Source organism: Microbacterium sp. Ld4 (assembly GCF_045066555.1).
In the GTDB taxonomy this organism is placed as follows: domain Bacteria; phylum Actinomycetota; class Actinomycetes; order Actinomycetales; family Microbacteriaceae; genus Microbacterium.
In genome coordinates this window covers 166,469-191,258 of record NZ_JBISHE010000011.1, presented here as the reverse complement: position 1 = coordinate 191,258, position 24,790 = coordinate 166,469, and the positions used below count along the sequence as shown (strand labels likewise).

At 68.9% G+C, this 24,790-nt stretch carries 26 protein-coding genes; 18 read left to right on the top strand and 8 right to left on the bottom strand.

Annotation, left to right across the window (positions count from 1 at the left end):
* Nucleotides 1-10: 10 nt before the first annotated feature.
* From murA to ACJJV7_RS08255, 4 genes are read left to right on the top strand one after another with little or no spacing between them, the layout of a single operon-like run.
* Nucleotides 11-1,375 carry a UDP-N-acetylglucosamine 1-carboxyvinyltransferase gene (gene murA, locus ACJJV7_RS08270; protein ID WP_405375774.1) on the top strand — a complete coding sequence of 455 codons (1,365 nt, stop codon included), beginning with the start codon at nt 11-13 and terminating at the stop codon, nt 1,373-1,375.
* A 4-nt stretch (nt 1,376-1,379) separates the two neighbouring features.
* Nucleotides 1,380-2,138 carry a lysophospholipid acyltransferase family protein gene (locus ACJJV7_RS08265; RefSeq protein ID WP_405375775.1) on the top strand — a complete coding sequence of 253 codons (759 nt, stop codon included), beginning with the start codon at nt 1,380-1,382 and terminating at the stop codon, nt 2,136-2,138.
* A complete protein-coding gene (locus ACJJV7_RS08260; RefSeq protein ID WP_405375776.1) occupies nt 2,128-3,261 on the top strand; it encodes an NAD(P)H-dependent glycerol-3-phosphate dehydrogenase in 1,134 nt (377 codons plus the stop codon). Before ACJJV7_RS08265 ends, ACJJV7_RS08260 begins: the two co-directional genes overlap by 11 nt.
* The gene (locus ACJJV7_RS08255) at nt 3,161-4,240 is read left to right on the top strand and encodes a D-alanine--D-alanine ligase family protein (RefSeq protein ID WP_405375778.1); all 1,080 of its coding nucleotides are present in this window, start codon (nt 3,161-3,163) and stop codon (nt 4,238-4,240) included. Before ACJJV7_RS08260 ends, ACJJV7_RS08255 begins: the two co-directional genes overlap by 101 nt.
* A 15-nt stretch (nt 4,241-4,255) precedes the next feature.
* Here ACJJV7_RS08255 and ACJJV7_RS08250 read toward each other — a convergent pair whose 3' ends face one another.
* Nucleotides 4,256-4,729 carry a DUF3515 family protein gene (locus ACJJV7_RS08250; RefSeq protein ID WP_405375780.1) on the bottom strand — a complete coding sequence of 158 codons (474 nt, stop codon included), beginning with the start codon at nt 4,727-4,729 and terminating at the stop codon, nt 4,256-4,258.
* A gap of 22 nt (nt 4,730-4,751) precedes the next feature.
* Between ACJJV7_RS08250 and thiL the strand changes: the two genes are divergently transcribed.
* Nucleotides 4,752-5,723: a thiamine-phosphate kinase gene (thiL, locus tag ACJJV7_RS08245; RefSeq protein WP_405375782.1), complete on the top strand. Its 972-nt coding sequence runs from the start codon at nt 4,752-4,754 to the stop codon at nt 5,721-5,723.
* 10 nt (nt 5,724-5,733) lie between these two features.
* Here thiL and rsmD read toward each other — a convergent pair whose 3' ends face one another.
* The gene (gene rsmD / locus ACJJV7_RS08240; protein ID WP_405375784.1) at nt 5,734-6,291 is read right to left on the bottom strand and encodes a 16S rRNA (guanine(966)-N(2))-methyltransferase RsmD; all 558 of its coding nucleotides are present in this window, start codon (nt 6,289-6,291) and stop codon (nt 5,734-5,736) included.
* 51 nt (nt 6,292-6,342) lie between these two features.
* On the opposite strand from rsmD, the gene ACJJV7_RS08235 reads away from it, so the two are divergent.
* From ACJJV7_RS08235 to mutM, 6 genes are read left to right on the top strand one after another with little or no spacing between them, the layout of a single operon-like run.
* Nucleotides 6,343-8,496, top strand: coding sequence for an ATP-dependent DNA helicase RecG (locus tag ACJJV7_RS08235; RefSeq protein WP_405375786.1), 2,154 nt, complete (start codon nt 6,343-6,345; stop codon nt 8,494-8,496).
* Between the two features lie 46 nt (nt 8,497-8,542).
* Nucleotides 8,543-9,040, top strand: a complete 498-nt coding sequence (gene coaD, locus ACJJV7_RS08230; RefSeq protein ID WP_405375788.1) for a pantetheine-phosphate adenylyltransferase — start codon at nt 8,543-8,545, stop codon at nt 9,038-9,040.
* A 55-nt stretch (nt 9,041-9,095) separates the two neighbouring features.
* A complete protein-coding gene (locus ACJJV7_RS08225; protein WP_405376203.1) occupies nt 9,096-9,653 on the top strand; it encodes a YceD family protein in 558 nt (185 codons plus the stop codon).
* Nucleotides 9,654-9,655: 2 nt separating this feature from the next.
* The gene (gene rpmF, locus ACJJV7_RS08220; protein WP_208503539.1) at nt 9,656-9,865 is read left to right on the top strand and encodes a 50S ribosomal protein L32; all 210 of its coding nucleotides are present in this window, start codon (nt 9,656-9,658) and stop codon (nt 9,863-9,865) included.
* Nucleotides 9,866-9,878: 13 nt separating this feature from the next.
* Nucleotides 9,879-10,571 carry a ribonuclease III gene (gene rnc / locus ACJJV7_RS08215; RefSeq protein WP_405375790.1) on the top strand — a complete coding sequence of 231 codons (693 nt, stop codon included), beginning with the start codon at nt 9,879-9,881 and terminating at the stop codon, nt 10,569-10,571.
* A 24-nt stretch (nt 10,572-10,595) separates the two neighbouring features.
* Entirely contained in the window at nt 10,596-11,519 is a 924-nt protein-coding gene (mutM, locus tag ACJJV7_RS08210) for a bifunctional DNA-formamidopyrimidine glycosylase/DNA-(apurinic or apyrimidinic site) lyase (RefSeq protein WP_405375792.1), read from the top strand.
* 21 nt (nt 11,520-11,540) lie between these two features.
* Here mutM and ACJJV7_RS08205 read toward each other — a convergent pair whose 3' ends face one another.
* A complete protein-coding gene (locus tag ACJJV7_RS08205; protein ID WP_405375794.1) occupies nt 11,541-12,617 on the bottom strand; it encodes a GNAT family N-acetyltransferase in 1,077 nt (358 codons plus the stop codon).
* Between the two features lie 54 nt (nt 12,618-12,671).
* Entirely contained in the window at nt 12,672-12,929 is a 258-nt protein-coding gene (locus ACJJV7_RS08200) for a hypothetical protein (protein ID WP_405375796.1), read from the bottom strand.
* A 419-nt stretch (nt 12,930-13,348) separates the two neighbouring features.
* On the opposite strand from ACJJV7_RS08200, the gene smc reads away from it, so the two are divergent.
* The 4 genes from smc to ACJJV7_RS08180 are packed head-to-tail and all read left to right on the top strand — an operon-like array spanning nt 13,349 to nt 18,720.
* Complete coding sequence (gene smc, locus ACJJV7_RS08195; RefSeq protein ID WP_405375798.1) at nt 13,349-16,867, top strand: chromosome segregation protein SMC; 3,519 nt, start codon at nt 13,349-13,351, stop codon at nt 16,865-16,867.
* A gap of 54 nt (nt 16,868-16,921) precedes the next feature.
* A complete protein-coding gene (locus ACJJV7_RS08190; protein ID WP_405375800.1) occupies nt 16,922-17,278 on the top strand; it encodes an excalibur calcium-binding domain-containing protein in 357 nt (118 codons plus the stop codon).
* A gap of 22 nt (nt 17,279-17,300) precedes the next feature.
* Nucleotides 17,301-18,173, top strand: a complete 873-nt coding sequence (ftsY, locus tag ACJJV7_RS08185; protein ID WP_405375801.1) for a signal recognition particle-docking protein FtsY — start codon at nt 17,301-17,303, stop codon at nt 18,171-18,173.
* 46 nt (nt 18,174-18,219) lie between these two features.
* On the top strand, nt 18,220-18,720 hold the full coding sequence (locus tag ACJJV7_RS08180) for a DUF2004 domain-containing protein (protein WP_405375803.1): 501 nt from the start codon (nt 18,220-18,222) through the stop codon (nt 18,718-18,720).
* Nucleotides 18,721-18,730: 10 nt separating this feature from the next.
* Here ACJJV7_RS08180 and ACJJV7_RS08175 read toward each other — a convergent pair whose 3' ends face one another.
* The 3 genes from ACJJV7_RS08175 to lipB all read right to left on the bottom strand — a co-directional run bounded on the left by ACJJV7_RS08175 (nt 18,731) and on the right by lipB (nt 20,842).
* Nucleotides 18,731-19,063 (bottom strand): hypothetical protein, encoded by a 333-nt coding sequence (locus ACJJV7_RS08175; RefSeq protein ID WP_405375804.1) that lies wholly within the window; start codon nt 19,061-19,063, stop codon nt 18,731-18,733.
* A gap of 133 nt (nt 19,064-19,196) precedes the next feature.
* The gene (gene lipA / locus ACJJV7_RS08170; RefSeq protein WP_405375806.1) at nt 19,197-20,204 is read right to left on the bottom strand and encodes a lipoyl synthase; all 1,008 of its coding nucleotides are present in this window, start codon (nt 20,202-20,204) and stop codon (nt 19,197-19,199) included.
* A complete protein-coding gene (gene lipB / locus ACJJV7_RS08165; RefSeq protein WP_405375808.1) occupies nt 20,201-20,842 on the bottom strand; it encodes a lipoyl(octanoyl) transferase LipB in 642 nt (213 codons plus the stop codon). The genes lipA and lipB overlap by 4 nt, the downstream gene beginning before the upstream one ends.
* A gap of 63 nt (nt 20,843-20,905) precedes the next feature.
* Between lipB and ACJJV7_RS08160 the strand changes: the two genes are divergently transcribed.
* A complete protein-coding gene (locus ACJJV7_RS08160) occupies nt 20,906-21,454 on the top strand; it encodes a TetR/AcrR family transcriptional regulator (protein WP_405375810.1) in 549 nt (182 codons plus the stop codon).
* Nucleotides 21,455-21,466: 12 nt separating this feature from the next.
* Nucleotides 21,467-23,026 carry a signal recognition particle protein gene (ffh, locus tag ACJJV7_RS08155; RefSeq protein WP_405375812.1) on the top strand — a complete coding sequence of 520 codons (1,560 nt, stop codon included), beginning with the start codon at nt 21,467-21,469 and terminating at the stop codon, nt 23,024-23,026.
* A 10-nt stretch (nt 23,027-23,036) separates the two neighbouring features.
* Here ffh and ACJJV7_RS08150 read toward each other — a convergent pair whose 3' ends face one another.
* Nucleotides 23,037-24,194 carry a glutamate--cysteine ligase gene (locus ACJJV7_RS08150; RefSeq protein WP_405375814.1) on the bottom strand — a complete coding sequence of 386 codons (1,158 nt, stop codon included), beginning with the start codon at nt 24,192-24,194 and terminating at the stop codon, nt 23,037-23,039.
* A gap of 185 nt (nt 24,195-24,379) precedes the next feature.
* Between ACJJV7_RS08150 and rpsP the strand changes: the two genes are divergently transcribed.
* Nucleotides 24,380-24,790: a 30S ribosomal protein S16 gene (rpsP, locus tag ACJJV7_RS08145; protein ID WP_405375816.1), complete on the top strand. Its 411-nt coding sequence runs from the start codon at nt 24,380-24,382 to the stop codon at nt 24,788-24,790.

Below are 24,790 nucleotides of genomic sequence, written 5' to 3'. Positions count from 1 at the left end.
GGTCTCTTCGATGAACACACTCCTGAGCGATTCCGGATCGGCTCCCTCCGGCGGCAGTGCCGCCGGTCAGACGCTGACGATCCGCGGCGGTCGGCCCCTTCGCGGGCGCGTCGAGGTGAAGGGCGCGAAGAACCTCGCGACCAAGGCGATGGTCGCCGCGCTGTTGGGGGAGACGGCGAGTCTGCTGCGCGATGTCCCCGAGATCAGCGACGTCCACGTCGTCCGGTCGCTGCTCGAAGTGCACGGCGTCACGGTCGAAGACCTCGAAGACGGCGTCCTCCGGCTCGACCCGAGCGGCGCCGTCTCGGCCCACTTCGAGGAGATCGACGCTCACGCCGGTGCCTCGCGCATCCCGATCCTCTTCTGCGGACCGCTGCTGCACCTCCTCGGACAGGCCTTCATCCCCGATCTCGGCGGATGCCGCATCGGCGACCGCCCGATCGACTTCCACCTCGATGCGCTCCGCTCGTTCGGCGCGATCGTCGAGAAGCTGCCCAGCGGCATCCGTCTGTCGGCTCCCGAGGGCCTCACGGGCGCGAACATCGAGCTGCCCTACCCGAGCGTCGGGGCCACGGAGCAGGTGCTCCTCACCGCCGTCCGCGCGAAGGGCACCACGGAGCTTCGCAACGCCGCCATCGAGCCCGAGATCATGGACTTGATCGCTGTTCTCCAGAAGATGGGCGCGATCATCTCCTACGAGCCCAACCGGGTGATCTTCATCGAGGGCGTCGAATCGCTGCGTGGCTACGACCACCGCAGCATCTTCGACCGCAACGAGGCGGCCTCCTGGGCGTGCGCCGCGCTCGCGACCGACGGTGACATCTTCGTCGGCGGGGCGAAGCAGCAGGAGATGCTGACCTTCCTCAACGTCTTCCGCAAGGCCGGCGGCGACTTCGACATCGCCGAGGACGGCATCCGGTTCCGTCGTGGCGGAGCGCTCAAGCCGATCGTCGTCGAGACCGACGTCCACCCCGGCTTCATGACCGACTGGCAGCAGCCGCTCATCGTCGCGCTCACCCAGGCGCAGGGCGAGTCCATCGTGCACGAGACGGTGTACGAGAACCGACTCGGATTCACGCGCGCCCTCGTGCAGATGGGGGCCGACATCGTCGTGCACCCCGAAGGCATCGCGAGCCCCGACCGCCGGGTTCCCCGTCGTGCGCTGGAGCAGGCGGCCGTCATCAACGGCCCCACCCCGCTGCACGCGGCCGACGTGGTCGTGCCCGACCTGCGTGGCGGGTACAGCTACGTCATCGCTGCCCTCGCCGCCGAGGGCGAGTCGACGGTGCGCAACATCGGTATCATCCGCCGTGGGTACGAGAAGTTCCTCGAGAAGCTCACCGACCTCGGGGCCGACTTCGACGTGACGGAGTGACGGCGTGACCCGTCGTCGTCGCTGGTCGCCCGAGAAGTCGCGCCCGAGTGCGTTCTGGCCGCCTGCGGCGCTCGTCATCCCAGGCGTGGGCTGGTTCGCCAAGATCGAGATCGAGGGCCAGGAGAACCTGCCGCTGAGCGGGCCGTACGTCCTCGCACCGAACCATTACAGCGAGTTCGACCCGCTCGTGATCGCCGTGGCCACGTGGCGCATGGGGCGCGCCCCGCGCTTCATGGCGAAGGAGAGCCTGTTCCGCGTCCCCGTGCTCGGAGCCTTGCTCCGTGCGACCGGGATGGTGCCCGTGGCGCGGTCGTCGAACTCCGCCGCGGCGAAGAACACGCTGGCCCAGTCCGAGGCCCTCGTCCGCGACCAGCGCGGCGTGATCGTCTACCCGGAGGGGTCGCTCACGCGCGACCCCGACATGTGGCCCATGCGCGGCAAGACGGGCGCGGTGCGTCTGGCGCTCTCGGCCGGAGCGGACATCCCCGTCATCCCCGTCGCGACGTGGGGTGTCCAGCAGATCCTGCCGCGATACGGCAAGTTGCGCTTCTGGCCGCGTCGCCGCGTGCGTGTGCTGGTCGGTCCTCCGGTCGACCTGACCGCCTTCAGCGGCACGGCCCCCGGCACGCTGATCGCCGCGACGGATGCCGTGATGCGCGACGTCTCCATCCTGCTGGGACGGCTCCGCGACGAAGAGCCGCCGGCAGAGCGCTGGAACCCGTCGCAGCACGGCCAGAGGGAGACGGGTCGCCTTGAGCCGTAAAGAACCTGCGCTGCCCAAGGTCGCGGTGCTCGGGTCGGGGAGCTGGGGCACCACTTTCGGCAAAGTGCTCGCCGATGGCGGCGCCGACGTCATGATGTGGGCTCGCCGCGCGGAACAGGCGCACGAGATCCGCGAGGGCAAGCGGAACACCCAGTACCTGCCCGGCATCAACCTGCCGCGGACGCTGAGCGCGACGCACCACCTGGCCGAGGCGCTCGAGGGTGCCACGCAGGTCTACATCGCGATCTCCAGTCAGGCGCTGCGCGAGAACCTGAAAGCCGTGAGGCCGTTGGTCGCCGGAAGCGATGCTCCGATCGTGTCGCTCATGAAGGGCGTCGAGAAGAAGACGGGTCTTCGCATGAGCCAGGTGCTCGAGGAGGAGCTCGGCTGCGACCCTGGACGCATCGCCGTGGCATCCGGCCCCAACCTGGCTCTCGAGATCGCGCGCCAGCATCCGACGGCGGCGGTCATCTCGTCGTCGAGTCGGGAGACCGCGGATGCCGTCGCGCGTCGCGCCCGGAACGACTACTTCCGCACGTTCGTCAACACCGATGTGATCGGCACCGAGTTCGGCGGCGTGCTCAAGAACCTCATCGCCGTCGCGATCGGCATCGTGGACGGCGTCGGCTACGGCGAGAACACGAAGGCCTCGATCATCACGCGCGGGCTCGTCGAGATGACCGACTTCGCCGTCGCTCAGGGGGCTCATCCCGAGACCCTGCACGGGCTCGCCGGCCTCGGCGACCTCATCGCGACGTGCCAGTCCCCGCTCAGCCGCAACAACACCGCCGGCCGTCTGCTCGGCCAGGGCTACAGCTTCCACGAAGTCGTGAAGCAGATGGACCAGACCGCCGAAGGCCTGGCCTCGGTGGCTCCGGTGCTGCAGCTCGCCCGAGCCGCCGGTGTGCAGATGCCCATCGTCGAACAGGTGAAGATGGTGTTGGACGGGACGATGAACCCGCGCGACATCGCGCCTCATCTGACGACGGACGACGACCAGCCCACGGGTGAGAGGACCTCGAATGAATCAGGCGGCAGTCGTTCTGCTTTTCGGCGGGCGCTCGAGCGAGCATTCGATCAGTTCCGCCACGGCGGGCGGGGTGCTTCGAGCGATCGATCGTGACCGCTACCGGGTCATCCCGGTCGGCATCACCCGCGACGGCGCCTTCGTCCTCGAGGACGACGAGCCCGACAAGTTCGCGCTGAATCCCGAGCACCTCCCGGAGGTTCGCGACAACGGCACCCGCATCATCTGGCCCGACTCGACGCTCTCGCGGGAGCTCTCCGTCCGCCGCGCGGACGGCACCGTGGAGTCTCTCGGCGAGATCGACGTCGTCTTCCCGATCCTGCACGGCCGGTTCGGCGAGGACGGTACGGTCCAGGGCTTTCTCGAGTTGCTCGACCTCCCGTACGTCGGGGCGGGTCTGCTCATGTCAGCGATCGGCATGGACAAGAACACGACGAAGAGCATCCTGCAGTCCGCCGGCGTTCCCGTCGTCCCCTGGGTGAGCGTGACCCGGGCCGACCTCGATCGCACGCCTGATCTCTGGCAGCGTCGGATGCAGGCTCTCGGGCTCCCGGTCTTCGTGAAGCCGGCGAGGGCCGGGTCGAGCGTCGGCGTGTCGAAGGTCTCGCACGCGGACGAGCTGGATGCTGCGCTGGCGACCGCCTTCGCCGAGGACTCCACCGTGCTTGTCGAGCAGGCCATCGTGGGTCGTGAGATCGAGTGCGGCGTCCTTCAGGGGCGAGACGGAGATGTTCCTCGGGTGAGCGTGGCGGGCGAGATCGTCGTGTCGGGTCGGGAGTTCTACGACTTCGATGCCAAGTACCTCGGCGCCGACGGGATCGATCTCGTGTGCCCGGCCGACGTTCACAGCGGTGAACTGGCCGAGATGCAGCGCATCGCCGCGCGCGCCTTCGAGGCAGTCGGCGGCCAGGGGCTGTCGCGGGTGGACTTCTTCTACACGGGGACGGAGTTCTTCGTGAACGAGGTGAACACGATGCCTGGGTTCACCCCGATCTCGATGTTCCCGACCTGCTGGATCGCCAGCGGGATGACCTACCCCGACCTCATCACCGAGCTCATCGAGCTCGCCCGCTGAGATCTCTCGGGCCGGTCAGGGCACGCGGGAGGACGACTCGACGCATTCGCTCTCGCGCGTGAGTCGTGACTGCAGGATCTTTCCGAGTGCGCTGAGGACGTCGGTCGGTCCGACCGCCTCGTTGTCGGAGATCACCTCGACGGCCGGGACGCGACCGTAGGTGACGACGCGGTACGTGGGCGCCTTCGAGTCGTCGACGATCCAGTCCACTCCGCCGACGGTGATGCACTGCGCCTCCGTGGGACCGGGCGGGACGACGCCGCACGTCATGATGACGGCCGACGGATCCCCCCACGCGGCTGTCGCCTGCGCGTCGGTCCATCGGCGCTCCTGGCCTTCGATCACCGACGGGAGCACGACCATCACGTCTGCGCAGCGCGGATCGTTGGCGTCTTCGGCAGCGTCGACGGCCACCGTGGGCGAGCACCCGGAGAGCAGCGCGGCCCCGATCACCAGGACGACGAGAGGGACCAGGCGCGGACGGGGCATCGCTCCAGGCTACCGTGGAGGCATGGGCGACGAGCGCGTGGGTGACCTGAGCGAACGCGACCTGCTCCGGCGCATCTTCACGGCCCTGGCGGGGTCGTCACGGGCGCTCGTGGGCCCCGGCGACGACGCCGCTGTGATCGCCGCCCCCGGTGGCCGGGTCGTCGCGACGACCGACACTCTGGTGCACGGCCCGGATTTCCGCCTGGCCTGGTCGAGCGGGCGCGATCTCGGTTTCAAAGCTGCCGCCGTCAACCTCGCCGATGTCGCAGCCATGGGGGCCCGCCCGACGGCGCTCCTCGTGGCGCTGGCGATCCCGGAGGACATGACGGCGGACTTCGTGTCCGACCTGGCGGCGGGGCTGCGAGAAGCGTGCGACGTGCTCGCTCCGGGCTGCGCGGTGGAGGGAGGAGACCTCACCGTGTCGTCGACACTGACCATCGCCGTCACCGCGCTCGGGGTCCTCGACGGCGTGGAGCCGGTGCTCCGGTCGGGCGCTCGCCCCGGCGACGTCCTCGCGATCGCGGGAGACGTCGGGCCCGCCGCGCGCGGCCTGGCGGTCCTGTTCGATCGCTTCCGCGACGGCGACGGTGGGCCCGTTCCGGTAGACGGCACGGTGCTCTCGGACGTCGACCGGCGCGCGATCGCGGCGCAGCTCCGACCGCACCCGCCGATCATGCTCGGTCCGGCCGCGGCCGCAGGGGGAGCGACCGCGCTGATGGACGTCTCGGACGGGCTGGTCCTCGACGCGACCCGGATGGCGGACGCGTCGGACGTGACCATCGCGATCACGGGCATCACCGATCCGGTCGCGCTCGCGGGTGGCGAGGATCACGCTCTGCTTGCGACCTTCCCGACCGGAGCCCTGCCCGCGGGGTTCCTCCCCATCGGACACGTGGAGGAGCGCGGAGCGGCTCCCGTGACCGTGTCGGGACGACCCGCCGACATGCGCGGCGGATGGGACCCTTACGCGGACTGGGATTCGGGACGCGGCTGACGCGAAGGTCTCAGGATCGCGACAGCCACCAGAGGACGGTGTCGCCGTACTTCTTCGATCGTTCCACGGCCAGCCCGCCCGGGAGCGGGGGAGCAGGAGAGCGGTTGGAGCGCTCCAGCACGACGACCGAATCGTCGCTCAGCCGGGGCACGAGCAGCTCGAGGACCCGCGCCAAGTCGTCGTCGTCCTGGTCGTACGGCGGATCGATGAAGATGAGATCCCAGGTTCCGGATGCCGCGCGGAGGAAGGCTTCTGCGCTCGCGCGGTGCACGCGCAGGCGGGTGCCGGAAACGCTCCGCGCGATCGCGTGGCAGTTCCGGTCGACGACGGTCGCGGCTTTCGGGGCCCGCTCCACGAAGTCGACCGAGCTCGCGCCCCTGCTGGCGGCTTCGAGCCCCAGTGCGCCCGAGCCGGCGAACAGGTCGAGCACGGTGGCATCCGTGATCAGATCGGCGGATTCGAGGGCGCCGAACAGAGACTCCCGCACGCGGTCGCTGGTCGGTCGCGTTCCTGCCGCGGGGACGGCGAGGGCGATCGATCCTGCCCGGCCTCCGATGATCCTCGTCACCCGCCCACGATAGCCGGGGTCGGCGTCGGCGCTCGATCGTAGACTCGTCGCATGCCGTCGCACACCCTCGATGCCCCGCTCGACGGGATCCTGGGCGAGCGGACGGCCAAGGCGCTCTCACGGGCGTTCACCATGGCGACGGTGGGCGACCTGCTCGGCCACTATCCCCGACGGTACGCGCGGCGCGGTGAGCTGACGCCGATCGACGCCCTTCCGGTCGGCGAACTGGTGACGATCGTGGCGGAGGTCCGGTCGGCGAGCACTCGCCAGATGCGCGGACGCCGCGGTGACCTCCTCGAGGTCGTGATCAGTGACGGGGCGGGCACCCTCTCGCTGACCTTCTTCGGGCAGGCGTGGCGGCTCAAGGATCTCCGCGCCGGCAGGCAGGGGATCTTCTCCGGAAAGGTGGGGGAGTACCGCGGCCAGAAGCAGCTGACCCACCCGGACTACGAGCTCTTCGACGACGAATCGATGGCGCGGATGACGGCGGAGGCGTGGCAGAACAAGCCCATCCCCATCTATCCGGCCACGAGCACCTTCTCGAGCTGGCAGGTCACCCGTTGCGTCGAGCTGGTCCTCGCCGGTCTCGGCGGCGTTCCCGACCCGCTGCCCGAGCCGTTCCGTATCGCTCACGGCCTGCTGGACGCCCGGACCGCGCTCCAGCGCATCCATGCCCCGGAGTTCCCCGACGAGGTCGGTGTGGCGCGCGAGACGCTGCGGATGCACGAGGCGTTCGTGCTTCAGGCAGCGCTCCTCCAACAGCGTGAGTTCGTCCGGTCGATGTCCGCGACGGCTCGTCCGGCAGGCGATCTGCTCGAGCGCTTCGATGCGGCTCTGCCCTTCGAGCGCACGGCCGACCAGGTGGTGGTCGGTGATCGGATCGCGGCGGATCTGGTGGGGTCCTGGCCCATGAACCGGCTGGTCCAGGGCGAGGTCGGCTCCGGCAAGACACTCGTGGCGCTTCGGGCGATGCTCCAGATCGCGCAGTCGGGCGGGCAATCGGCCCTCATCGCGCCCACCGAGGTGCTGGCGGCTCAGCACGTCCGCTCGATCACGCGCATGCTCGGCGCGCAGCTCGCTCCTGCGCTGATGCCGACCCTGCTCACCGGACAGCTGTCGGCGGCGGAGCGGCGGAAGGCCGCTCTGCGGGCGGCGGCGGGGCAGGCCCTGATCGTGGTCGGGACTCACGCCCTCCTGAGCGAGTCCACGACGTTCGCCGATCTGGGGCTCGTCGTGGTCGACGAGCAGCACCGATTCGGCGTCGAACAGCGCGAGACACTCCGCGCGAAGGGCACCGCACCGCACGTGTTGGTGCTGACGGCCACGCCGATTCCCCGCACCGTGGCGATGACGGTCTTCGGTGACCTCGATGTCTCGACGATCCGCACCCTTCCGGCGGGCCGTGCGGGCATCACGAGCCATGTCGCTCCCGTCGGCGAGAAGCCGGCGTGGTTCGCGCGCGTATGGGACCGCGTGGCCGAAGAGGTGGCCGCAGGCCACCAGGCCTTCGTGGTCTGCCCGGCGATCGACGCCGCCGTTGCGGCGGCCGACGACGAGGCGGCGCTCGACGAACCCGAAGAAGCGGGCCCGACGCGCTGGGGAGTCGTCCAGGCCGCGGCGCTCCTCGAGGGACACCCCGCCTACGCCGACATCCGAGTGCAGATCCTGCACGGGAAGATGCCCGGCGAGGAGAAGGATGCCGTCATGCAGGCGTTCGCCCGCGGTGACATCGATGTGCTCGTCGCCACGACCGTCGTCGAGGTGGGTGTCGACGTCGCGAACGCGTCGACCATGGTGATCCTCGAAGCCGACCGCTTCGGAGTCTCCCAACTCCACCAGCTGCGCGGCCGGGTGGGGCGAGGCAGCATCCCGGGTCTGTGTCTGCTGGTGACCGAGGCGGTGGCGGGCTCGCCCGCTCGTGCCCGGGTCGAAGCGGTCGCCGCGACGACCGACGGGTTCGAGCTGGCCGAGGTGGACCTCGATCTGCGCGGGGAGGGCGACGTCCTGGGCGACAAGCAGTCGGGTGTCCGCTCGTCCCTCCGCCTCCTCCGGGTGGTCGCCGACGCCGACATCATCGCGATCGCGCGCGCCGAAGCCGAGCGCGTGATCGCGGCGGATCCGGCGCTCGACGCGCACCCCGGGCTGCTCGCCGCTATCGGCACTCGGGTCACCGGCAGCGAGCGCGCTGCCCTCGCGAAGAACTGACGCGGAGCCCGCCCGCGTTCCCGGTTCGCTGGCTAGGCTCGGATGCATGAGCAACCGGATCGCCGTCGTCCCCGGATCCTTCGACCCGCCCACGCTGGGCCATCTCGATGTCATCCGCCGCGCGGCTGCGCTCTACGACCAGTTGCACGTGCTGGTGGTGCACAACCCCGGCAAAGAGGCGATGCTCCCCATCGCGCAGCGCCTCGCCCTTCTCGAGCAGTCCATCGAGGAGAGCGACGTCGAGGGGGATGTCGTGGTCGCAGCGTGGAGCGTCGGGCTCCTGGTCGACTACGCCACCGAGGTGGGCGCGGGCGTTCTCGTCAAAGGCATCCGATCCCAGGTCGACGTCGCCTACGAGACCCCGATGGCGATCGTGAACCGGCACCTCGCCCATGTCGAGACGGTGTTCCTCCTGCCGGACCCGTCGCACGCGCTTGTCTCAAGCTCGCTGGTGCGGCAGGTCGCTTCGCTCGGCGGCGACGTCGGTCCGTTCGTGCCGCCCGCCGTCGCGCGGTTCCTCGACACGGGATCCCGACAGGGCTGACGGCCCCGGGAGCCCTCGCTCCCGCGTACGATTGACGACCGTGGTCAGAAAGCATGTGAGCGGTCCGTTCGTCCTTCCCGCCCGCGATCTCATCCGGAAGCCCGGTGAGATGCGCGAGTTCTCCCTGGAGGTCCCCGCGCCGACGAAGTGGGGAGAGGGTCTTGCGTACATCGACGCCGGCGAGATCGTCGACGTCGAGGTGCGCCTGGAGTCCGTCCACGAAGGGATTCTCGTCACGGCGGAGGTCGACAGCACCTACCGCGGAGTGTGCAGCCGGTGCCTCACCGACCTGACACACCCCCTCGAAGTCGAGTTTCAGGAGCTCTTCGGGTATTCTGGGGACGAAGCGACTGACTTCAACGTTCAAGACGACCACGTGGATCTTGAAAGCTCGGTCAGGGATGCGATCGTCCTGTCGCTTCCATTCCAGCCGGTGTGTCAGCCGGATTGCCCCGGGCTCGACCCGAACACGGGTGAGAGGCTGACGGAAGACGCCGAGCCGGAGACACAGATCGACCCGCGCTGGACTGCGCTGGCTGCACTGGCGGCCCCCACCACAGACCACGACGACGAGGCAACGCGCCCCGCCGCCGACAACACAGAGAAGAGCTGACCATGGCAGGTAACCCCCCAAAGCGGAAGGTCTCCCGCTCCAACACTCGTTCGCGTCGCGCGCAGTGGAAGGCCGAGGCCACCCCGCTCGTCAAGACCATCGAGAACGGCAAGGTCGTCTACAGCCGTCCCCACCAGGCCAAGGTCGTCACGGACTCGCAGGGCACCGAGCTGTTCCTGGAGTACAAGGGCCGCAAGGTCGCCGACGTCTGATCGATCAGACGTCGTGACGGACGTTCTTCGTGAGCACACGGTGCTCACCGACAAGCTCGGGGTCGACATCGACCCCGAGCTTCTGTCGCTCGCCCTGACGCATCGCTCGTACGCGTACGAGCACGGTGGCATCCCCCACAACGAGCGCCTCGAGTTCCTCGGCGATTCGATCCTGGGGCAGGCCGTCACGGTGCACCTCTTCCTCCAGCATCCCGGTCTCGACGAGGGCTCTCTCGCCAAGCGGCGTGCGAGCGTCGTCTCGACGGTGGCGTTGGCCGAGGTCGCGCGGGGGGTCGGTCTGGGCGAGCACCTCAAGCTCGGCCGTGGCGAGGACCAGACTGGTGGCCGCGACAAGGATTCGATCCTCGCCGACACCACCGAAGCTCTGATCGGCGCGACCTTCCTCTCGGCGGGCCCGGATGCCGCGACCGCGATGGTCCTGCGCCTGGTTGCCCCCCTGATGGCGGACCCCGAGCGCTACGGCGCCGCGATGGACCCCAAGACCAGCCTGCAGGAACTGGCCGCTCAGAAAGAACTGCCCCCGCCTGTCTATTCGGTCGACGCCGACGGCCCGGACCACCACCGGGTGTTCACGGCGACGGTCACGGTCGGCGACATCAGTCGCGAGGGGGGCGGTTCGAGCAAGAAGCAGGCCGAGATGGCGGCGGCCCTCGCCGTCTGGCGCGTTCTCTCCGCGCGCTCCTGACAGCTCGCCGACCACCGGATCACAATGCCCGAGCTCCCTGAAGTCGAAGTCGTCCGCGCCGGGCTCGACCCCGCCCTCGCCTCTGCGACGATCGCCGCGGTCACGGTGCACGACAGTCGGGCGCTCACGCGGCATCTCGGAACGGCGGGCGATTTCGAAGAGCGCCTGGTCGGCCGGAGCGTCGACGCTGTCGTCCGCCGCGGCAAGTTCCTGTGGATGCCGCTCGCTCCCGAGGTCGCCGAGATGGAGCCGGCCGAGGCGATCGTCGGGCATCTGGGTATGAGCGGACAGATGCTTCTGCGGGCGGCGGGCGCACCGATCGAACGCCATGAGCGCGTGCGCTTCGAGATCGACTCGCCCGAGCACGGCGAGCTTGCCGTGGTCTTCGCCGATCAGCGGACTTTCGGGTCTCTCGCCATCGATCCTCTGCACAAGACGGCCGACGGCGCTCCCGGAGGATGGGGGAGCTCCCTCGCCCTCGTGCCCGGCCAGGTGGCGCATATCGCGCGCGATCCCCTCGATCCCGCCTTCGACGAGGCCGGGTTCTTCGCGGCCATCGCCCGGTCGCGGTCCGCCGTCAAGCGGATGCTGCTGGACCAGACGGTGGTGAGCGGCGTCGGCAACATCTACGCCGATGAGTCGCTGTGGGCGGCGCGGCTGCATCCCGAACAGGCCGGGCGTGACCTGCCGACCCGCGCCGTCCGCCGGTTGCTCGCGGAGGTCCGCAGCGTGCTGCAGCGCGCCTTGGCGGAGGGCGGCACGAGCTTCGACGCGCAGTACGTGAACGTCAACGGCCAGGCCGGCTACTTCGCCCACTCGCTCAACGCCTACGGTCGCACCGGCGAGCCGTGCCCGCGGTGCGGGACGGCGATCGTGCGGGTGAGTTTCACCAACCGATCGAGCCACTACTGCCCGCGCTGCCAGCGCCGGCGCCCACCGGTCGAGTGAACCCGGTCGGCGCCGGCGCCGTCAGACGAGCGTCTTCTGCCACGCCCCCTCGTACGCCACCGGCACGAAGCCGAGGGCCTCGTTGATGTCGAGCATCGGGCGGTTCTCCTCGGCGTTGTAGGTGATGATCCGAGGGGATGCCGGCGCGATCTCTCGCCAGCGGACGATGCCGGCGCTCTTCACCAGCATCCCGAGGCGATGTCCCCGGTGCTCCCGGAGTACCAGCGTGTCCTCCTGATGCGTGGCCGCGGCGAGGTCGGTTCCCGACACGAGCTCGTTGAAGGCGACGACCTCTCCGGTCGCCTCATCGACGGCCGCCGTCACGAGCACCGTGCGACCCGAGGCGAGGTAGCGCTCGTCGTTGCGGCGCAGCCGTTCGACATCCCAGACCTCCTCGTCGACCTCGAGGCCGGCGGCGGGCGCATCGGTCGACATCCGCGACTTCGCATAGGCGTAGCTTGCCTCGTAGGCCTGGGGTGTCGGCAGCGTCCATTGCTCGATCCGGTAGCCCTGTGCACCGCGGGCGACGATGGTCTGCATCGAGGAGAGGTCCGCCTGCCCGGTGAGGTCGAGCGCGCTCTTGCGGACGACCTGTTCGAGTGCGTGGCCCGAGTTCCGGAAGAACCGAGCCGGTCTATCGAGCGGGATGGATCCGAACCCGGTGGGGGCATCGAGATGGCCGGCGCCCGGCTCATGATGCTCGCCCCATGACTGCAATGCGGTCCGGCCGTGGGTACGAGCCGTGTCTTCGATCGTCGGATAGAGCGCCCGAGCGATCCCACGCCCATGAACGGCCGAGATCAGTTCTATGAGCCAGAAGGCTACGGCGGATCCGTCCTCGAGGGGAACGTCGACGAGCATCCGACCGACGACCTGGTCGTCGACGAGGACGACCCAGGTGTAGCGGAGACCGTCCGGGTCGGGCGCGAAGAACGGCAGCAGCTGCGCGGGGGTCATGTTCTCGTCGTCGTCGCCGCTGATCTCGCGGAAGACGGTGTTGCGGGCATGGGTCATGCCGATGAAGTCTCCGGCGTCGTGGTCGTCGATCGACGCCGGAACGTGGAGTGGACGAAAGGTGAAGAGAGGTTCGGGGGTCATAACCGTTCTTTTCAAGTGGGGGCGGGACCCCGGCCGAGCCGGGGCCCCGATGGGTCATCGACGGGGAGCGAGGAGTGCCTGCCGGAGCTGCCACTCCGCCTCGCGGGCGACACGGTCGCGGTGATTCCGCTGTCGGCGCTCGAGGTCGTCCGGCGTCGCCTGCGGGCGCGAGCTCCACAAAAGGAGCGCGACAGCCAGGCGCATGGCGAGCCGGTCGGGCCACGAGGTCCGAGGGCGGCGGTCAGCGAGGGTCGGATGCTGCAGCGCGGCGGTGACCGCCGAGGTGCGCTGCGGCGCGTGAAGAGAGGACATGAGAGTTCCGTTCGGAAGAGGATGGATGCCGCGAGCGCGGCGAGACGTGTGCCGCAGCACACGGGAGTATCGCGAGAGCGATGGGAGGCGTCACCGAGCGGTGGACGCGCACCGATATGAGGGGCCGGGCCGGGAGAACACCCCGGTCGTCGTCAGGAGACGGAGTCCACCCCTGCGAAAGTCAGCGGGCGGTGTGAGTGCGGGTGTTCTGGAATGCGCGGAAGGAGACGGTCCCCATTCCGATGGGGAACACGGCGGGAACCGTTCCGGTGATGCTGATGCGAGTAATCATGTCGGGGACCTCCTTTCTCGACTTCTGACGCGAGCACTGACGATAGACCCGTATCGCGCGCGGCGTCAAGAGCAGATGCCGACGCGTCCGCTAGTTTGAATCGACACCCGACGCGGAGGCGGACCGTATGCACCTCAAGAGCTTGACGCTCAAGGGCTTCAAATCGTTCGCGCAACCTACGACCTTCGCGCTCGAGCCCGGCGTCACCTGCATCGTCGGGCCGAACGGATCAGGCAAGTCCAACGTGGTCGACGCGCTCGCCTGGGTCATGGGGGAGCAGGGGGCGAAGACCCTCCGCGGCGGCAAGATGGACGACGTGATCTTCGCGGGCACGTCGACGCGCGGTCCCCTCGGACGAGCGCAGGTGCAGCTGACGATCGACAACGCCGATGGCGCGCTGCCGATCGAGTACAGCGAAGTCACGATCAGCCGCACGCTCTTCCGCAACGGAGCGAGCGAATACGCGATCAACGGCGAGACGTGTCGTCTCCTCGACGTCCAAGAGCTCTTGAGCGATTCCGGACTCGGCCGTGAGATGCACGTGATCGTCGGCCAGGGTCGCCTCGACACGGTCCTGCAGGCGACACCCGAAGACCGACGCGGCTTCATCGAAGAGGCCGCAGGAATCCTCAAGCACCGGCGGCGCAAGGAGAAGACCCTTCGCAAGCTCGACGCCATGGAGGCGAACCTCACCCGGTTGAGCGATCTCGCGGGTGAGCTTCGTCGGCAGCTGAAGCCGCTCGGCAAACAGGCCGAGATCGCCCGCGAGGCGGCGACGATCGCCGCGGTCGTCCGCGATGCGAAGGCCCGGCTGTACGCCGACGAGCTCGCCCGCCTTCGGCGTGAGCTCGCCGACCATGCCCGCGGCGAGCAGGAGAAGCACGCGGAGCGGATGGTTCTTCAGGATCAGGTCGACCAGATCTCGCAGCGCATCGGCGCCCTGGAGGCCGACCAGCGCTCGGAATCGGTCGATGCGGCCCGAGCGGTGACTTTCGAGCTCGGCCGGGTGCAGGAGCGTCTGCGGGGGCTCTATTCGCTCGCCGGTCAGCGCCTCGCCCTGCTCGAGGACGATTCTCCGCAGGCCGTCGAATCGACGACGGTCAGCGCCGCGACGATCGGTGAGGCGCGTGGCGAGATCGATCAGATCGCCGCGGGGCTCGGCGACGCCCAGGACGCGGCTGCGGCGGCGGCGCGGCAGGTCATCCGTGCGCGTGCCGAGCTCGACGCCCTCGACACCGACATCGCGGCGCAGAGCGCCCTGGTATCCGAGCACGACATGCGTATCGCGTCACTGCGCGGTGCGGCGGATGCCGCCGCGTCGAAGCGCGACGCCCTGCGCGTCGCCGTCGAGAGGCAGCAGCGTGCACTCGACTCCGCCGTCGAGCGCCGCACCGACGCCGAGGCCGCCTTCGCGTCGGCGACGCCGACGGGTGAGGTTCCGTCCGACGCGACAGCCGAGCATTCCGCCGCGTACGAACGCGCCCAGCGCGACGCCTCCGACGCGGAGGGGTCGCTCGGAGGCATCCGGGAACGCCTCCACGCCGCGGAGCGTGAGCGCGAGTCGCTGCTGGCTGAGACGGCAGCACTCGGCCGCGCGCTCGACATCCGCAACGCCGCCGCGACGATCGTGGCGCAGGGCGGGCGCGGCATCCGCGGACTCGTCGGCGACTCGGTCAAGATCACGCCCGGCTTCGAGGCGGCCGTCGCAGCCGCTCTGGGCGCGGTCGCGGAGGGGGTTCTCGTCGACGACGTGTCCGCTGCGCTCGACGTCGTCACGGCCGTCCGTGCTGGAGACCTCGGGTCGGTCGATGTGGCCGTCGCCGACGCGCCGCGAATCGACGTGACTCTCCCCGAGGGCCTCATCGCGGCATCCGACGTCGTGACTGCTCCGGACGGAGTCCGCGCGGTTCTGGCGGGCGTGGCCATCGCCGACGACCTCGCTTCCGCGCATGCCGCGGCCCGTTCCGCGGCCGAGAGCGGGCACCAGATCACGGTGGTCACCCGTGCGGGGGAGACCGTGACGTCGGCGACGATCCGCGCGGGTTCGGGCCAGTCCCGCTCGAGGCTCGAGCTGTCGGCCGAGCGGGATGTCGCATCGGCCCGCCTGGACGAGGTCACCGTCGTCGCCGCTTCGCTCCGCGAAGCCCTTGCCGACGCGCAGGCGCGATGGGATGCCGCGCGCTCGCACACGCGCGAGGCCCTGCAGGCCCTACGCGAACACGACTCTGCTCTCGCTGCTCACGCTGAGCAGGTGAACCGCGCGACGGTCCGGCTGGAGGCGGCTCGCGCAGAATGCGACCGGCTCGAGGCCGGCGTGCGGCAGGCGGCGGACGCCGTCTCCGATGCCGATGTCGCCGCCCGCGCGACGGCCGACGCGCTCGAGCGCGCACTGGCGACGCCTCGTCCGATGCTCGACGCATCGTCGAGAGACGGAATGCTCGACGCCCTGGAGGGCGCTCGGAACGCCGAGATGGAGAGCCGGCTCGGGGTCGAGACCCTGAAGGAGCGCATTCGGGCGGCGGAGGCACGGGTCGCGCAGCTCGAGCGGCAGCGGGAGCGTGAACGAGCCGCGGCGGAGGAAGCTGCTCGTCGAGCGGTCATCCGCCGCGCGCAGCGCGCCGTCGCGGCGAACGTGGTCGATCAGCTGCCGCCGGTTCTCGATTCCGTCGACCGCTCGGTTGCGCAGGCCCGTCTCGACCTCGAACGCGCCGAGCAGACGCGCTCCGCCGTCACCGCGGAGCTCGCATCCCTGCGTTCCCGCGAGCTGGCGGCGCGCGACCGTCTCGCGCGCCTCACCGAGTCGGTTCACGGCCTGGAGATGAAGATCCACGAGAAGCGTCTCCACGTGAACAGTCTTCGGGAGCGTATCGGGTCGGAGCTGGCCCTCACCGAGGATATTCTCCTGGCGGAATACCGGCAGGATGCCGCATCGAGCGCCGCTTCAGAGGGTGAGAACGCGGGCACCGAACAGCGCGCGCCGTTCGACCGGGCTGCCGAGCAGAAGCGTCTCCAAGAGGCGGAACGCAAACTCGCACAGCTCGGGCGCGTCAATCCGCTCGCTCTCGAGGAGTTCGCGGCACTCGAGCAGCGCCACGCCTTCCTCACGGCGCAGCTCGACGACCTGGTCCGGACCCGCGAAGATCTCCGCACGATCATCGGCGAGCTCGATGAGCGGATGCAGACGATCTTCCTCGCGGCGTTCGAGGACACCAGGACGGCGTTCGGTGAGGTGTTCCCGATCCTCTTCCCTGGGGGCGTCGGGAGTATCTCGCTCACCGATCCCGACAATCCGCTCACGACCGGGATCGACGTCGCCGTGCGTCCGGTAGGCAAGAAGATCGAGCGACTCTCGCTGCTCTCAGGCGGGGAGCGGTCGCTCGCCGCGGTGGCACTCCTCACGGCGATCTTCAAAGCGCGACCGAGCCCGTTCTACATCCTCGACGAGGTCGAAGCGGCCCTTGACGATGCCAACCTCGGCCGCCTCCTGGGCGTGTTCGAGCAGCTTCGGGAGTCGAGCCAGCTGATCGTCATCACCCATCAGAAGCGCACCATGGAGATCGCCGACGCTCTGTACGGCGTCTCGATGAGGCAGGACGGCGTCTCCGCCGTCGTCGGTCAGCGAGTGCGCGAACGCTCCGACGCGTGACGGGCACTCGCTGGGTGTAGCGTCTCCCCGACGGGGACGACGAACGGGGTGGGAATGAAGACTTCTGTGCGCACGGGAGTGCTGCGACGCGGCGCTGTGGCGATCATGCTGGCGGGTGTTCTGGTGGCGGGGCCGGCCGCGGTCGGATCTGCGGCGGAGATGACGCCCACCTCACGTTCGGTCTCGGCCGGTCACGCCCTGGCAGGGAAGGCCACTGCGAAGGCGTTCGCGAACTGCACCGCACTCAACAAAGTTCACAAGGGCGGCGTGGCCAAGGCAGGCGTGAAGTTCAACAAGGTGAGTGGAAAGAACAAGCCGCTCAAGGTGAAGCCGACGTCGTCGACTCCGCTGTACAAGGCGAACATCAAGATGGACCGTGACAAGGACGGCATCGCCTGCGAGAAGGGCTGACCGGGTCAACTAACCTGGGGTCATGGCGGATAGTCCTTGGTCTCTGAGTCGCGCGCTGCGCGGCATGTTCGTCAAACCCACGATCGACGAGACGACATGGGAGGACCTCGAGACGGCCTTGATCACGGCGGACTTCGGCCCCGACATCAGCGAGCGGATCATCGACGAGCTCCGTGAGAAGGTCGAGCGCTACCGCACGACCGACCCCAAGGATCTGCAGCGGATGCTGCGGGAGACGCTCGAAGAGCACTTCGCGAAGTTCGACACCACCCTCCGCCTGACGGAGCGGCCCGCGGTCATCCTGGTCGTCGGGATCAACGGCGTCGGCAAGACCACGACGATCGGAAAGTTCGCGGCCTACCTGAAACGGTTCGGACGTTCGGTCGTCGTCGGTGCGGCAGACACCTTCCGTGCCGCGGCCGTCGAGCAGTTGGCGACCTGGGCCGAACGCGGCGGCGCGAGCATCGTCCGCCCCCAGCAGGAAGGACAGGATCCCGCCTCCGTCGCCTTCCAGACGATCGACCACGCGATCCGCACGGGAACCGAGATCGTCCTCATCGACACCGCGGGGCGCCTTCACACCAAGGCCGGGCTCATGGACGAGCTCACGAAGATCCGGCGCGTCATCGAGAAGCAGGCGCCCATCAGCGAAGTGCTCCTCGTTCTCGATGCGACGACCGGCCAGAACGGCGTCATGCAGGCGGAGGCCTTCCTGCAGCACGCCGGGGTGACCGGTCTCGTCATCACGAAGCTCGACGGGTCCGCCCGCGGCGGATTCGTCCTCGCCGTGCAGGAACGCACCGGCATCCCGGTCAAGCTGCTCGGTCAAGGCGAGGGGATCGGCGATCTCACCGGCTTCACCCCCCACGTCTTCGCCTCCGCACTCGTCGATTGACGGTGCGCCGCTCGCGCGCGGGCCGCAAGGCTGGTTTCATGGACACATGGCGATCGAGCACGACTACTTCGGACTCTTGGAGTCCGGGCCGGACGGATCGATCTTCTGGTCGGAGGTCATCGACTTCGGCGAGCAACGCGTCACGGTCGATCTGACCGCGCCGGATCAGGATGACGTGTCCCTGACAGCGCTGGACGTCGCGGCCGCGATGATCACCTCGCTCGAGGACATCGACATGCGGTCCCGCAACGCGATGGTGACGGAGCTCGACGATCGCACGAGCGAAGTGACCGAATACATCCTCCAGCAGCAGGAGGTGCTCGGCGAAGACATCGACGATCTGCTGGTCGACGTATCGGGCGACGTCCACATGGACGTGATCCGTTCTCTTCAGCTGATGAGCATGACGATCCTCGCCGACGAGCACGGCGGCAAAGACCCTTTCGCGGTCCTGGAGTACGCGCTCGACCCCGACTCGACCGACGACGTCCTTCTCGTGAACCTCGACGTCGACGGGTCCGTTCAGTCGGTGACCAGCGCCGACTGACGCCTCCGGGTCACGAGGCGTTCGCCCAGACGAGCGCCTGCTGCAGCACCGCGAGATCTCGATACCAGGTCGCCACCTCTGTCCGGCATCGCACCCGTTCGATCCTGGTGTCGTACTCCGCGCACTCTGCGCGGGCCTCCGACGCGGTCGGGGGATACTCGCCGGTGCCGTCGTAGTACTCGATCTCGAAGCCGTTCTCCGCGTCGCCGGTGACCGACACGACGGTCTTCGGCGGCGGCGGCGCGTCTCTGGCGGTGGCCGGTGCGTGCGCGCTGAGCGGAGCGCCGAGGGCGAGGACGGCGGTGAGGGACACAGCCGCGGTGACGGTGGTGGGCATGCGCATGATGATCCTTCCTGAGGGACGCGTCGGAGTCCCGGCATCCCTCACGGTAGGACGGGGCACATGCGGCTGGACCGTCCTACAACGGACCGAGGATGGATCGGAGATGCGTCCGCCCGGGGGAGGAAGCGTCGGTTCAGACGGCTTGCGCGAACCCCTCGAGCGCGGCTTCGGAGGCGAGATGGGCGAGCGTCTCCGGAATGGGGCGTCCCTTCGCCGTCATGGACTGGGCCCACAGACGCCCGGCCCGGTAGGAAGACCGGACGAGCGGGCCGGCGAGGACGCCCGAGAAGCCGATCGACAGGGCGATGTCGCGGTAGTCGACGAACTCGGCGGGGGTCACCCACGAGGCCACGGGCAGGTGACGCGGTGTCGGTCGAAGATACTGCGTGACCGTGAGGATGTCGGTCCCCGCCTCGCGCAGGTCGGTCATCGCCTGGATGACCTCCTCGCGTTCCTCGCCCATTCCAAGGATCAGGTTGGACTTCGTGATCAGTCCGGCCTCGTGGGCTCGGGTCAGCACGCCCAGCGATCTCTCGTATCGGAAGGCGGGCCGGATGCGCGTGAACAGGCGGGGCACCGTCTCCACGTTGTGCGCGAACACCTCGGGCTTCGATGCGAACACCTCGTCAAGGAGTGCGGGGTCGCCGTTGAAATCGGTTGCGAGCAGCTCGACGCCCGTCCCGGGATTGTCGGCATGGATGCGACGCACCGTCTCCGCGTTCAACCAGGCTCCGCCGTCGGGGAGATCATCGCGGGCGACGCACGTGACGGTCGCATACCGAAGCTTCATCGCGGCGACGCTCGCGGCGACACGACGCGGTTCGTCGGTGTCGTAGTCGGCGGGCTTCCCGGTGTCGATCTGGCAGAAGTCGCATCGACGAGTGCACTGCGATCCGCCGATCAGGAAGGTCGCCTCGCGGTCCTCCCAGCACTCGAAGATGTTCGGGCATCCGGCCTCCTGGCACACCGTGTGCAGTCCCTCGTCCTTCACCAGGCTCTGCAGCGCCTGATATTCCGGACCCATCCGTGCTTTGGTCTTGATCCACGGCGGCTTGCGCTCGATCGGGGTCTGCGCGTTGCGGACCTCGAGGCGCAGCATCCGTCGTCCGCCCGGACCGGGTGCTGCGACGCTGGCGCTCATGCCGCCACCTCCGCATCGAAAGCGGCGGAGAACACGGATGCCACGGTGCCGGCGACCTCTCGCGGTGCGACGCGCGATCCGATGATCTCGCTGACGGTGGTCACGCCGGCATCCGCGATCCCGCAGGGGACGATACGGTCGAACGGCTCGAGGGAGTTGTCGCAGTTCAGGGCGAAGCCGTGCATCGTCACGCCGCGCTGGACGCGGACGCCGATCGCAGCGACCTTCGATTCCCCGCCGTGAGGTCCTGCCCACACCCCGCTCCGGCCTTCGACGCGGCGCCCGGCCACACCGAACTCGCGAAGAGCCGTCATGAGGAGTTCTTCGAGCCGCCGAACGTGCGCCACGACGTCCACGGGCTCCGCGAGACGGACGATCGGGTAGCCCACGAGCTGCCCGGGGCCGTGCCACGTGATGCGCCCGCCGCGGTCGACATCGACGACGGGAGTGCCGTCGTCCGGTCGATCGTCCGGCGTGGAGCGGGCTCCCGCCGTGTAGACGGCCTCGTGCTCGAGAAGGAAGAGGGTGTCCGGACGCGTTCCGGCCACCACCTCTTCGTGACGCCGTCGCTGGGTCGCCCAGGCATCGGAGTAGGGGACATAACCGGGCGCCAACCCGAGGGTCACGATGTCGAGCACGATTCTCCTGACGAGGGGGTTCTTGTACTGCGTCCAACAATAGCGCGCCGATAGGCTGGCGCAATGACGACCGGGCGCCCGCGTGCGAGCTCGCGCGCGACCATCACCGAGGCCGCCTGCGAGCTCTTCCTCGAACGCGGCTACGACGGCACCGCAGTGGGTGACATCGCCGCGCGGGCGGGTGTGAGCAGGTCGAGCTTCTTCAACTACTTCGATTCGAAAGCTGCCATCATCTGGGCCGGCTTCGACGAGAGGTTGCGCCGCGTCGAGGCCGCCCTGGCCGTGGGCGGGGTCCGCCCGGCGCTCGAGGGTCTGGCCGTGGATCTCGAGCCTGACGGTCTCGCGCTCGCGCTCGTGCACGCCGATGCGATGGGCCTTCGAGACGAACTCGACCGCGGGGCAGGGTGGCGCCAGACGAGGATCTCCCGCGCGGTGACCGCCCGGCTGATGACGGACGGGGTGGCTCCGCTCCGAGCCGAGGTGGCGGGCGCCGCTCACGCGGGGGCCGTGGTCGCCGCGCTGGGCGCGTGGGCGAACGATGGTCCCGGCCGGGCGCCTCTTGCCGGGAGGCTCGGCGAGGCGCTCGACATCGCCGCCGTCACGCTCGCGTAAACTTGCGGGATCATGGCAACTTTCGGCACGCTCTCCGATCGGCTCACAGAGACCTTCCGCTCCCTCCGCACGAAGGGGAAGCTGACGCCCGCGGACATCGACGGCACCGTCCGCGAGATCCGTCGTGCACTCCTCGACGCCGACGTGGCGCTCCAGGTCGTGAAGGAGTTCACGGGCAAGGTGCGCGATCGCGCGCTCGGCGACGAAGTGAACCGCGCGCTCAACCCCGCTCAGCAGGTCGTGCAGATCGTCAACGAGGAGCTCGTCGCGATCCTGGGAGGCCAGCAGCGGCGACTCCAGTTCGCCAAGCAGCCCCCCACCGTCATCATGCTCGCGGGGCTCCAGGGCTCCGGTAAGACGACCTTCGCGGGCAAGCTCGCTAAGCAGCTCGAGAAGGACGGCCACACGCCGCTCCTCGTCGCCTGCGACCTCCAGCGCCCCAACGCGGTGACGCAGCTGCAGGTCGTCGCAGAGCGCGCCGGGGCGGCCATCTTCGCCCCCGAGCCGGGCAATGGCGTCGGTGACCCGGTGAAGGTCGCGAAGGCGGGAGTGGAGCACGCCAAGCGCCAGCAGCACGACGTCGTCATCATCGACACCGCCGGCCGCCTCGGCGTCGACGCCGAGCTCATGAAGCAGGCGTCCGCGATCCGTCGCGCCACAGACCCCGACGAGGTCCTCTTCGTCCTCGATGCGATGATCGGACAGGATGCCGTCGCGACGGCGAAAGCGTTCCAGGATGGCGTCGACTTCACCGGCGTCGTGCTCTCCAAGCTCGATGGCGACGCCCGCGGTGGTGCCGCGCTCTCCGTCGCCTCGCTCACGGGGCGCCCGATCATCTACGCGTCGACCGGCGAGGGACTCGATGACCTCGAGGCCTTCCACCCCGACCGCATGGCGAGCAGGATTCTCGATCTCGGCGACATCCTCACCCTCATCGAACAGGCTCAGGAAGCCTTCGACGAGGAGGAGGCACAGAAGGTCGCCCAGAAGCTCGCGACGGAGCAGTTCACGCTCGAGGATTTCCTGGAGCAGCTGCAGCAGGTCCGCAAGATGGGCTCGATGAAGAAGATGCTCGGGATGCTGCCCGGCATGGGTCAGATGAAGCAGCAGATCGAGAGCTTCGACGAGCGGGAGATCGACCGCACCGAAGCCATCATCCGTTCGATGACCCTCGCGGAGCGGCGGAACCCGAAGCTCCTCAACGGCTCGCGGCGCCTGCGGATCGCCCGCGGTTCGGGAATGACGGTCACCGACGTGAACCAACTGGTCCAGCGATTCGACCAGGCCGCCAAGATGATGAAGACCGTCGCTCGCGGTGGTGTGCCCAGCATGCCCGGCATGGGTGCGGTCGGCGGAAAGCCCGGCGCATCGAGCAAGCGCGGGAAGAAGCAGAAGACCTCAGGCGGGTCGCGGTCGGGCAATCCGGCCAAGCGCGCCGCCGAGAATGCGGGCGTGACCGCGGGAGCACCTTCCGCGCCGGCCGGCTCCGGATTCGGGCTGGGGACGCAGGCTCCTGCTCAGCCCAGCGAGGCCGACCTCGCCGAGATCCAGAAGCTCTTCGGCAAGAGCTGAGCCGGGCGCCTCAGCCGACGGAGACGTGCTCGCGAAGGGTCGGTCCGCCCCGGAATTCGCGGATCAGGTGATGGACGACCTCGCGGAGGTCGCCGTCTGCGGCATCCGCCACGATGATCTGTCGTGCGTAGCTCGCACCTCGGTCGAGGATCGCGCGGACTTCGGCGAACTCCTTGGCGCAGTGCAGCTCGACGGCGATCGGCTCGAGTTCGTCGATGATCTCCCGGAGGTGCGCCGCCACAGGTCGCTGCGTGCCCGCGCGGTCGACGATGATGTCCGCTTCGAGGCCGTAGCGGGCCGCCCGCCACTTGTTCTCCCTGACGAACCACGGCTGGATGGTCGGCAGTTCCCGGCCCTCGTCGATCATCCGCGAGAAGTGCTCGGCCAGCACCTGGACGAGCGCCGCCACTGCCGCAAGCTCGGGGAGGGTGGACATGCCATCGCACGCGCGGATCTCGATGGTGCCCCAGCGCGGGGCCGGCCGGATGTCCCATCGAACCTCGGTCGCATCGGCCATGACGCCGGTGCGCACCATGTCGTCGAGATAGGACTCGTACTCGCCCCACGTCTCGAGCGGCCACGGCAGGCCCGCTGTGGGCAGCTGCTGGAAGACCAGCGAACGGTTGGAGGCGTACCCGGTGCGATCGCCCGCCCAGAACGGGCTCGACGCCGAGAGCGCCTGCAGGTGCGGAAGGTAGGCCGAGAGCGCGTTGATCATCGGGAAAACCTTGCTCACATCTTCGACGCCGACGTGGACGTGGATGCCCCAGATCATCATGTTGCGCCCCCACCACTGGGTGCGCTCGATGAGGGAGTGGTACCGGGTCTTGTCGGTGATCCCCTGGTCGTACCAGCGCGCGAACGGATGGCTGCCGGCGCAGAGCAACTCGATGCCGCGTGGATCGGTGACCGTGCGGACCAGATCGATCGCATCGGCGATGTCGTCGACAGCGGCGGCGACGGTGTCGCCCACGCCGCTGGTGACCTCGATCGTGTTCGTCAGGAGTTCGCCCGTGACGGTGTGCCGCTCGTGTTCGGTCTGTGCCTCGACGAGGTCGAGGATCTCGGGCGCGCGCGGAACCAGGTCGCCGGTTTCGCGGTCGGCGAGCATGATCTCCCACTCGATTCCGACGGACGCGCGGGCAGAGGGGGCGAAGGTCACCGTCATGGGCCCAGTGTGCCACGCCGTCCGAACGGTTCGCGGCAGGCCGGGACATCTGGCAGAATAGACGGTTGGACCGCCTTGCTCGACCCTCTATCCGGCTCGACGGTCCACCGCAGAGCTCCCGCCGGGTGTGCACCCCACGCTCCAGGCGACGTTCATCACCTTTCGCAACACCATTCAGGAGAATTGTGGCTGTCAAGATTCGTCTCAAGCGCCTCGGCAAGATCCGCGCACCCTACTACCGCATCGTCGTCGCCGACTCGCGCACCAAGCGCGATGGTCGTGTCATCGAGGAGATCGGCAAGTACCACCCCACCGAGGAGCCCTCGTTCATCGAGGTCGACTCCGAGCGAGCTCAGTACTGGCTCTCCGTCGGCGCGCAGCCGACCGAGCAGGTTGCGGCACTCCTCAAGCTGACCGGCGACTGGGGCAAGTTCAAGGGTGACGCCAACGCCGTTTCGACGGTGAAGGTCGCCGAGCCCAAGGCTCCGTTCGAGATCGACTCGTCGAAGAAGTCCGTCGTCAAGCCGAAGGCCGAGAAGAAGGCCGACGCTCCCGCCGAGGCTGACGCCGCGGCCGACTCGACCGACTCGGAGTAA

Bases quoted from the DNA above. Each gene is read 5' to 3' on its own strand.
- murA (WP_405375774.1), top strand. From the start codon at position 11: ATGAACACACTCCTGAGCGATTCCGGATCGGCTCCCTCCGGCGGCAGT.
- ACJJV7_RS08255 (WP_405375778.1), top strand. From the start codon at position 3,161: ATGAATCAGGCGGCAGTCGTTCTGCTTTTCGGCGGGCGCTCGAGCGAG.
- ACJJV7_RS08250 (WP_405375780.1), bottom strand. From the start codon at position 4,729: ATGCCCCGTCCGCGCCTGGTCCCTCTCGTCGTCCTGGTGATCGGGGCC.
- thiL (WP_405375782.1), top strand. From the start codon at position 4,752: ATGGGCGACGAGCGCGTGGGTGACCTGAGCGAACGCGACCTGCTCCGG.
- ACJJV7_RS08235 (WP_405375786.1), top strand. From the start codon at position 6,343: ATGCCGTCGCACACCCTCGATGCCCCGCTCGACGGGATCCTGGGCGAG.
- coaD (WP_405375788.1), top strand. From the start codon at position 8,543: ATGAGCAACCGGATCGCCGTCGTCCCCGGATCCTTCGACCCGCCCACG.
- rpmF (WP_208503539.1), top strand. From the start codon at position 9,656: ATGGCAGGTAACCCCCCAAAGCGGAAGGTCTCCCGCTCCAACACTCGT.
- mutM (WP_405375792.1), top strand. From the start codon at position 10,596: ATGCCCGAGCTCCCTGAAGTCGAAGTCGTCCGCGCCGGGCTCGACCCC.
- ACJJV7_RS08205 (WP_405375794.1), bottom strand. From the start codon at position 12,617: ATGACCCCCGAACCTCTCTTCACCTTTCGTCCACTCCACGTTCCGGCG.
- ACJJV7_RS08200 (WP_405375796.1), bottom strand. From the start codon at position 12,929: ATGTCCTCTCTTCACGCGCCGCAGCGCACCTCGGCGGTCACCGCCGCG.
- smc (WP_405375798.1), top strand. From the start codon at position 13,349: ATGCACCTCAAGAGCTTGACGCTCAAGGGCTTCAAATCGTTCGCGCAA.
- ACJJV7_RS08190 (WP_405375800.1), top strand. From the start codon at position 16,922: ATGAAGACTTCTGTGCGCACGGGAGTGCTGCGACGCGGCGCTGTGGCG.
- ftsY (WP_405375801.1), top strand. From the start codon at position 17,301: ATGGCGGATAGTCCTTGGTCTCTGAGTCGCGCGCTGCGCGGCATGTTC.
- ACJJV7_RS08180 (WP_405375803.1), top strand. From the start codon at position 18,220: ATGGCGATCGAGCACGACTACTTCGGACTCTTGGAGTCCGGGCCGGAC.
- ACJJV7_RS08175 (WP_405375804.1), bottom strand. From the start codon at position 19,063: ATGCGCATGCCCACCACCGTCACCGCGGCTGTGTCCCTCACCGCCGTC.
- lipA (WP_405375806.1), bottom strand. From the start codon at position 20,204: ATGAGCGCCAGCGTCGCAGCACCCGGTCCGGGCGGACGACGGATGCTG.
- ACJJV7_RS08160 (WP_405375810.1), top strand. From the start codon at position 20,906: ATGACGACCGGGCGCCCGCGTGCGAGCTCGCGCGCGACCATCACCGAG.
- ffh (WP_405375812.1), top strand. From the start codon at position 21,467: ATGGCAACTTTCGGCACGCTCTCCGATCGGCTCACAGAGACCTTCCGC.
- ACJJV7_RS08150 (WP_405375814.1), bottom strand. From the start codon at position 24,194: ATGACGGTGACCTTCGCCCCCTCTGCCCGCGCGTCCGTCGGAATCGAG.